The sequence below is a fragment of the Pseudarthrobacter sp. MDT3-1 genome (assembly GCF_054510755.1).
The window spans coordinates 23,123-31,249 of record NZ_JBTNDX010000037.1; the positions used below are offsets into that span (position 1 = coordinate 23,123).

At 65.3% G+C, this 8,127-nt stretch carries 5 protein-coding genes; 3 read left to right on the plus strand and 2 right to left on the minus strand.

From position 1 onward, the window contains the following. The first annotated feature begins 49 nt into the window (after positions 1 to 49). The 3 genes from ACX80X_RS19420 (at position 50) to ACX80X_RS19430 (ending at position 5,031) form a co-directional block, all read left to right on the plus strand. A complete protein-coding gene (locus ACX80X_RS19420) occupies positions 50 to 2,698 on the plus strand; it encodes a hypothetical protein (protein WP_252598361.1) in 2,649 nt (882 codons plus the stop codon). A 51-nt stretch (positions 2,699 to 2,749) separates the two neighbouring features. Further along, positions 2,750 to 3,787, plus strand: a complete 1,038-nt coding sequence (gene mgrA / locus ACX80X_RS19425; protein WP_252598360.1) for an L-glyceraldehyde 3-phosphate reductase — start codon at positions 2,750 to 2,752, stop codon at positions 3,785 to 3,787. Between the two features lie 158 nt (positions 3,788 to 3,945). Continuing rightward, positions 3,946 to 5,031, plus strand: a complete 1,086-nt coding sequence (locus ACX80X_RS19430; RefSeq protein WP_252608928.1) for an inositol-3-phosphate synthase — start codon at positions 3,946 to 3,948, stop codon at positions 5,029 to 5,031. A 127-nt stretch (positions 5,032 to 5,158) separates the two neighbouring features. Here ACX80X_RS19430 and ACX80X_RS19435 read toward each other — a convergent pair whose 3' ends face one another. Together ACX80X_RS19435 and ACX80X_RS19440 are read right to left on the minus strand one after the other, a co-directional pair. Then, positions 5,159 to 6,118, minus strand: a complete 960-nt coding sequence (locus ACX80X_RS19435) for a DUF559 domain-containing protein (RefSeq protein ID WP_459313096.1) — start codon at positions 6,116 to 6,118, stop codon at positions 5,159 to 5,161. A 146-nt stretch (positions 6,119 to 6,264) separates the two neighbouring features. Continuing rightward, a complete protein-coding gene (locus ACX80X_RS19440) occupies positions 6,265 to 7,953 on the minus strand; it encodes a formate--tetrahydrofolate ligase (RefSeq protein WP_252598357.1) in 1,689 nt (562 codons plus the stop codon). Between the last annotated feature and the right edge of the window lie 174 nt (positions 7,954 to 8,127).

Consider the following 8,127-nt stretch of genomic DNA (forward strand, 5'->3'; position numbering starts at 1 on the left):
GGAGGCCGTCATGGGTGACCCAGCGAATAGCGCGTCGAAGGTTCCGCCCATGCTTGAATTGCGGATCCATGGCATCCGCAACACCCCGCCCCACGAGCTCCTCCGATCGGGGAAGCGGTCACTCAAGCCCGACGACGTGGAGCTCTCCTGGGGTGACGAGCTCGCGGGCTTTTACCGGGCCAAAGTCGGGGTGGGCGCCGGGGCCGAAGGCGCCGTTGTGGACTCCGATGCCGGTGCAAGCGCAGGTGCCGGTGCCGCGGCAAACGGTGGCAGCCGCCGAGTGGTGGAGGCGTATTCGTGGGGGCGGCTGGCTCGCTTCACTGGAGTAGGAATGGCCGGGAAGGTCGCCGACGCCGCGGTACGGACGGCCTGGTTCCTGCTGATGCCCTTCGGGCTGACCAACGCCGCCTACTGGAGCCGGCCGCTGCCCGCCGTTAAGCAGCAGGCGGTTACCGATCCAGTGACCAGGCAGGCGGAACCGCGCATCGACTACGCGGACAACAAGCCTCGCGGGCACGACGGAGCGGGACGGATCAGGCTCTTCGCGCTGGGTCTGACCCTGTACTTTGTGGTGACGGCGGCCGTGGTCTCGATGGACCTGATCGCGGTCCAGTGTTTTCCCGCCGACGTCCCGGACCAGGAACGCCGCGTCTGCTCCGCGCTGCCGGCCTTCCTGGACGGCCTGGCCGGCAGGACCCGCGGACAACGCGTCGTCATGTTTGCCCTGATGCCCATCGTGTCGGTGGCTGTCCTGGCAGCCATCGCCTACTTGGCGCGGACCCGGTTCCACCCCCGGCCGAACCTCGGCAATGATACCCAGGTAGTGGCCGGCAGCAGTGTCGAGGAAATAGCAGCGCTCCCTACGCTGATGATCCGGAATCTGTGGGAAGCGCGTAAGGAGATCCGCTACAACGGGTGGCTGCACGTGTGGGCGGCGCTTGCCGCGGTTGGCGCCATCATCGCCTGGGACGGGCTCTGGACACGGATCGATGGCGTTGCCTGCGGAAGCCTGGGCACATTCTTCACGGAGTGCGCCCTTCGTATGGCGCCCGGGCGAATCGGCCTGACTGGCATCGCGATGGTCTTCGCGTGGCTGGTCGCGGCCGGCGCGGTGGTGCTTGCGGGGATTGAGACGGTCCGGAAGTCCCCGGACAATCCGGACATGCCGTCCCGGGACGGATCATCATTGATGGGCTGGATTTCCGGCGGAGCCATCATCAGCGTCCTCGCGGCCGGTCTGGCAGCCGTTCTCTCAGGTGCTCCCGACGGCGGGGTCCCGGGCGCAACGCGAATGCTGGGCCTGGGCACCGCTCCGGCCGGGCTCATGTTCGTGATGCTGGTGCTGATCCTCACCATGAGCCGGCTCCGAAGGGAGGGCTACGACAAACGGACTCTCGGCTGGCGGGGCAAGGGCTCGGCGGTCTTCTCCACCCTTGCCCTGGGAGCGGCAACCATTCTGAGCTGCGCAATTGTGGGGGCTGCCGCCACCGTACTCCAGCGCAACCTCGAGCGGCGGGCTGCCACGGCTGACGGGATGTGGCGGTACGGGTCCATGGCCGGTGACGTCCTGATGCCGCCGTCGGTCTTTTCGCTCTTCAGCGGGCTGCTGCTGGGAGTGATCGTCGCGGGTGCCGTCGCCTGGGGATTGTGCACGTGGCGGGCCGTGCGATCGATGACCTGGAATACGCAGGAAGCCGCCGTCTCGGAGCTGCTCTTGGCCTACTCTGCCGATCCGCCCCTGCCGCAGCAGGAAGCAGCCGGCCGAAAACTAGTGGCCGCCCGGCGGACCGCGTCCCTCGCTCACCGGGCAGAGGCCGTGGTGTCGCTGCTGGCCGTCCTCATTTTCCTGGGGCTGCTGTCAGCCTTGATTCTGGGCACCTTCAAGGACTGGTGGAATTCCGGTCCGGTGGCAGGGCTTTACGGGCTGATCGAAAGCATGGGTGTCCTGGGTCTCGCTGCGGCTGGCGCCACCATTGTTGCGCTTGCCGTGATGTCGGCCAAACCGAACTCCCGGCCACTGGCACTGCTCTGGGACCTGATGTGCTTTATGCCCAAGACCGCCCACCCGTTCGGTCCCCCCAGCTACGGCGAGCGGGCGGTCCCCGAATTTGCCGCCAGGATTGCGGCGTGGCTGGATGGCACGGACGGCGCGCCCCCTGCCAAAACCGGCATGGTGGCGATCTCGGCGCACAGCCTTGGTGCGGTGATCGCCGTAAGCGCCCTGTTCCATCTAAAGTCAACCCGGCCGGATTTGCCTTTCAACCGGATCGGGCTGCTGACCTACGGCACGCAGCTGAGGTCTTATTTCGGCCGGTTCTTCCCGGAACTCCTGGGTCCGGCCGTGCTCGCCACCGCCCCGGCGGGCCGGACAAAGCTCACCGCGGCCGGAAGCCCGGACGATGAGCGCATTGTGACCGGCGAACCGGCGGTTCAGTTCGACGTGAACCTCAGCCACGTCCTCGGGGCCGGTCCGAATCGATGGGTGAATCTGTACCGCAAGACCGATTACCTCGGCTTCCCGGTTCTCTATAAAGGTCCGGGAGGTGCCGAGAACGTCGGGACAGACCCCTACGCGCAGGAGATGGATCCCTTCACGTACCAGTTCCTCGTAGTAAGCCACAGCGACTACCTGCAGGCGCCCCAATACGACGCGGCGATTGCCGCCGTCGTCAATTCCCTGCCGGCTCCGGAGACGTAACCCGGGGCCTTGCGGTCTGTAGCGCGCGTCACAGATGGCAGGATGGTATGTATGACTTATTCAGCCGCGGAAGACCGCTATGAATCCATGCCCTACCGCCGCGTCGGACGCAGCGGACTGAAACTGCCGGCCATTTCCCTGGGACTGTGGCACAACTTCGGCGACGACAAGCCCTTCGAAGTGCAGCGGGCCATCCTGCGCCGCGCCTTCGATCTGGGCGTCACCCACTTCGACCTCGCGAACAACTACGGACCGCCCTACGGCGCCGCCGAGACCAACTTCGGCCGCCACTTCAAGGACGACTTCAAGCCGTACCGCGACGAACTCATCATCTCCAGCAAGGCCGGCTACGACATGTGGCCGGGCCCGTACGGCAACTTTGGCTCCCGCAAGTACCTGCTGGCCAGCCTGGACCAGTCCCTGGAGCGCATGGGCCTGGACTACGTGGACATCTTCTACAGCCACCGCCCGGACCCGGAAACGCCGATGGAAGAGACCATGGGCGCGCTGGACCAGGCCGTCCGCTCGGGCAAGGCGCTGTACGCGGGCATCTCGTCCTACACTCCGGAGCAGACCCTCGAGGCCGCGCGGATCCTGAAGGAACTCGGTACGCCGTTGCTGATCCACCAGCCGAGCTACTCCATGCTGAACCGCTGGACCGAGAACGGCAGCCCCAACCTGTACGAGGCCCTGGAGCAGGTGGGCGCCGGCTGCATCGCCTTCTCGCCGCTGGCCCAGGGAATGCTCACAGGCCGCTACCTCAACGGCGTGCCCGCGGATTCCCGGGCAGCGCAGCACAAGTCCCTGGACGAAGCCATGATCACTCCCGAGAACCTGGACCGCGTCCGCGGGCTCAACCGGATCGCCGAGGGCCGGGGCCAGACCCTCGCGCAAATGGCGATCGCCTGGATCCTCCGCGAGCAGGGCGAGGGCTCCTCCGTGACCTCCGCACTCGTCGGCGCTTCCAGCGTCCGGCAGCTGGAAGACACCCTGTCCGCCATCAACAACCTGGACTTCACCGCAGACGAGGTCAATGCCATCGACGAGTTCGCCGTCGAGTCGGACATCAACCTATGGAAGCAGAAGTAACAACGTAACGCTTCAACTGGCGGGGGCCGGGAACAATCCCGGCCCCCGCATGGTTGGGTAAGATGAAAAGGCGCCGAATGGCGCACTGCCAGCGTGCCGCCGTCGTACTTTCCGGTACTAACCGTCCTGGCGGCTGAAGTTGTCTTCAAAGGAGCTCCGTGTCTGCAAATCCGATTCGTGTTGCCATCGTTGGTGTGGGTAACTGCGCCGCCTCGCTCGTCCAGGGCGTGCATTATTACCGTGACGCCGATCCCCAGGCCACGATCCCGGGTCTGATGCACGTGGAGTTCGGCAAGTACCACGTCAACGATGTCCAGTTTGTTGCCGCCTTTGATGTTGACGGCAAGAAGGTGGGCGTGGACCTCGCCGACGCCATCCTGGCCAGCGAGAACAACACCATCAAGATCGCCGACGTGCCCCCGACCGGCGTGACCGTCCAGCGCGGCCACACCCTGGACGGCCTCGGCAAGTACTACCTCGAGACCATCGAACAGTCAACCGAAGAGCCCGTTGACATCGTCGCCGCGCTCCGCGAATCCAAGGCCGACGTTATGGTCTGCTACCTCCCGGTTGGTTCCGAGGATGCAGCGCACTTCTACGCGCAGGCTGCCATCGACGCCGGCGTGGCGTTCGTCAACGCCCTCCCCGTGTTCATCGCCGGCACCAAGGAATGGGCCGACAAGTTCACCGCCGCCGGCGTGCCGATCGTGGGCGACGACATCAAGAGCCAGATCGGTGCCACCATCACGCACCGCGTTATGGCCAAGCTCTTCGAAGACCGCGGCGTCACGCTGGACCGCACGTACCAGCTGAATGTCGGCGGCAACATGGACTTCAAGAACATGCTGGAGCGCGACCGCCTCGAGTCCAAGAAGATCTCCAAGACCCAGGCCGTGACCTCCAACGTTGAAGCCGAGATTGCACCGCGCAACGTCCACATCGGCCCGTCCGACTACGTCCAGTGGCTCGACGACCGCAAATGGGCCTTCGTCCGCCTCGAAGGCCGCAACTTCGGTGATGCCCCCGTATCGCTCGAATACAAGCTGGAAGTCTGGGACTCACCCAACTCCGCCGGCGTGATCATCGACGCCATCCGCGCCGCCAAGATCGGCCTGGACCGCGGCATCGGCGGCCCGCTGCTCTCGGCCTCGAGCTACTTCATGAAGTCCCCGCCGGAGCAGTTCAACGACGACCTCGCCCGTGACAAGGTCGAGGCCTTCATCCGCGGAGACCTCGAGCGCTAAACGCTCTCTCACCTTTGGTGGGTTTTTGCCGGACGCTCTCTCACTTTTTGGTGGGGGAGCGTCCGGCGTTTAAAGCCCCGTGCGACGCTCTCGCACCTTTGGGGCGTTTCTGGCGGACGCTCTCTCACTACATCGAATGCGAAAAGCCGGACACGACCGCGGGATCCACCCAGGCGGACCGCAGTTCCCTTTTGAGAATGCTGACGGCGCGTTCGAATCCATCGGCCAGATCCTCCTTACCGAAAATGAGGACCGTCCAGCCGGCGGCTTCGAAGGCCTTGTCCCGTCGCCGATCGCTGAGTTTCTGTTTGGGCATGAGGTGATGGCCGCCGTCGTACTGGATGGCCACGCGCCGATGGCGGTATCCCAGATCCGCCGACGGCGACAGCGGGTCTGCCTCGCGCAGCGTGAGCTGAAGCTGGGGCTCGGGGACCCCGGCGTCGAGCATTGCCAGCCGGAGCAGGGTCTCCGGGCCGGAATCCGCTCCGACTCGCATGAGTTCCAAGGCTTCGCGGGCGCGGACAATTCCCTGGAGGTTTTTGTGCCGACCCGTCAGGGCGCGCAATTCCTCAATGGTGGTGAACGGTACATCGCGGTTTTCAAACGCCTGCCGGGGCAACCGGATCAACTCGTCACCCAGGCATATGAGGTCCTTCACCGGCAGCACGCGGGCCATGTCCAGCCATGTGCGCGGACGCGTGCTGATGCGGATTCCGTCAACCGATTCGACCTCGTCATCAGCCGCGGTCACCGTATGTCCGATCACGCCTTTGCGGCGAACGCTCGGCAGGGACCGCGGCTTGCTCAGATGCAGTTCCGTGGAGTCAGAGAGCCACGGTGGAAGGCACGAACTGCGAAGACGTGCCGCCGTTACGTGCGAGATCCAGGCACCCGGAGTGGCTGCCGAGAGCGCGCGGGCGGCAGCCTCAAGTTCGAAATCCCAGTCTGCGGGACGGTACAGTCCGCGGCTGACATGCGCGACGTCGGGCCGAAGGAGACGATTCCGAGGTACGCCTTCGGCTGTGGCGTCCGTGAGCGTGAACGGGCCGGATGCCAATGTGGCGGGAAGCGCAGTCTGCGTGTGCATACCGGCATTGTTCCTCAGAGTCGCCGGTGCCCGCAGAAGTTATCCACAGGTGAGAGAGCGTTGCCTGGAAAGGCCCCAAAGGTGAGAGAGGGTTCGTTGGAAACCCACCATATGTGAGAGAGCGTCCGGGGTGGGGGCGGGATAGGTCAGAAGAGGCCGACTGGGTTGCCGTGCGCGTCGACGTCCATGCGCATCGCGGCGGGCTCCTTGGGTAAGCCGGGCATGGTCATGACGGCACCGGTCAGGGCCACGATGAAGCCGGCGCCGGTCTTCGGAATGAGGTCGCGTACGTGGATGATGAAGCCCTTGGGTGCGCCCAGTTGCGAGGCGTCGTCGGTGAACGAATACTGCGTCTTCGCCATACACACGGGCATTCCGCCCCAGCCGTGCTTCTCAATGTCGGCCAGCCTTTTGAGTGCCGGCACCGAGAACTCCACGCCGTCGGCCCCGTAGATCTCCTGCACAATCGTCCGGATCTTGTCCTCCACAGACAGGGTCAGCGGATACAGGTGCCGGAAGTCCGACGGCGCCGCCACCGCGGCGGCGACCTTCGCCGCGAGTTCATCGCCGCCGTCGCCTCCTCCGCCCCGGCCCCAGACGTCGGCGACCGCGGCCTGTACGCCTTCCCGGGCGCACCAGGCGAGCAGCCACTCCAGCTCTTCGGGCGTATCTGTGGCGAACTTGTTGATGGCCACCACCGGCGCGATGCCGAACTTCTCGACGTTGTGCACGTGCCGTTTCAGGTTCCCGACGCCGGCGGCCAGCGCCTCGACGTTCGGCTCCTTGAGCTGGTCCTTCGGGACGCCGCCGTGCATCTTGAGCGCCCGGACCGTCGCCACCACCACGACGGCGGACGGTGCCACGTCTGCGATGCGCGCCTTGATGTCCATGTACTTCTCAGCGCCGAGGTCCGCCCCGAAGCCGGCTTCCGTGACCACGATGTCGGCCAGCTGCTGCGCTGTCCGGGTGGCGATGAGGGAGTTGCAGCCGTGCGCGATGTTCGCGAACGGGCCGCCGTGGACAACGGCGGGCGTGCCGGCGATGGACTGGACAAGGTTGGGCTTGAGGGCATCCTTGAGCAGCATGGTCAGCGCGCCCTGGACACCCAGATTCGCCACCGTGACCGGCTGGCGGTCGTGGCTGTAGCCCACAGTGATGCGGCCTATGCGCTCGCGCAGATCGTCCAGGTCCGTGGCCAGGCAGAAGACGGCCATGATCTCGGAGGCCGCTGTGATGTCGAAACTGTCCTGGCGCGGCACGCCCTGCGCCGGTCCGCCGAGGCCGATGATCACCTCTCGGAGCGAGCGGTCGTTCATGTCCAGGACGCGCTTGAACGTCACGCGCCGCGGATCGATGTTCAGCTCATTCCCCTGAAAAATGTGGTTGTCCACAAGGGCCATGAGCGCGTTGTTGGCCGAAGTGATCGCGTGGAAGTCACCGGTGAAATGCAGGTTGATCTCGTCCATGGGCAGAACCTGGGAATAGCCGCCCCCGGCCGCCCCGCCCTTCATGCCCAGGATGGGGCCCAAGGACGGTTCGCGCAGCGCGATCATGACCTTGTGGCCCGCCCGTGCCAGCGAATCGGCCAGTCCCACCGTGGTGGTGGACTTTCCCTCGCCGGCCGGGGTGGGGGACATGGCCGAGACGAGGACCACTTTCCCGGCGGTCTTTCCCGCGGGGAGCCGCAGCCGGGCGGGGTCGATTTTCGCCTTGTACCGCCCATACGGCTCCACGGCATCGGCATTGATACCGGCCCGCTCCGCGATCTCCCCGATGGGCAGGATGGCGGCCCTTTGCGCGATCTCAAGATCGGTGAGGACCTTGTTTTCAGACATCGATGTCCTTTGGCTCTGTGCGGAACACTGTGCGCGACAATCTATCAGCCGACGATTCAAAGGTGAGAGAGGCGAAAATTGTCAAGCTGTGTGGAGTCACTGGGCTAGTTTTTGGGGTGTTTTGGTCTCGGGCAGGTTGATCCCGACGTATTTGGCGGGGGCTGGTGTGGTGGG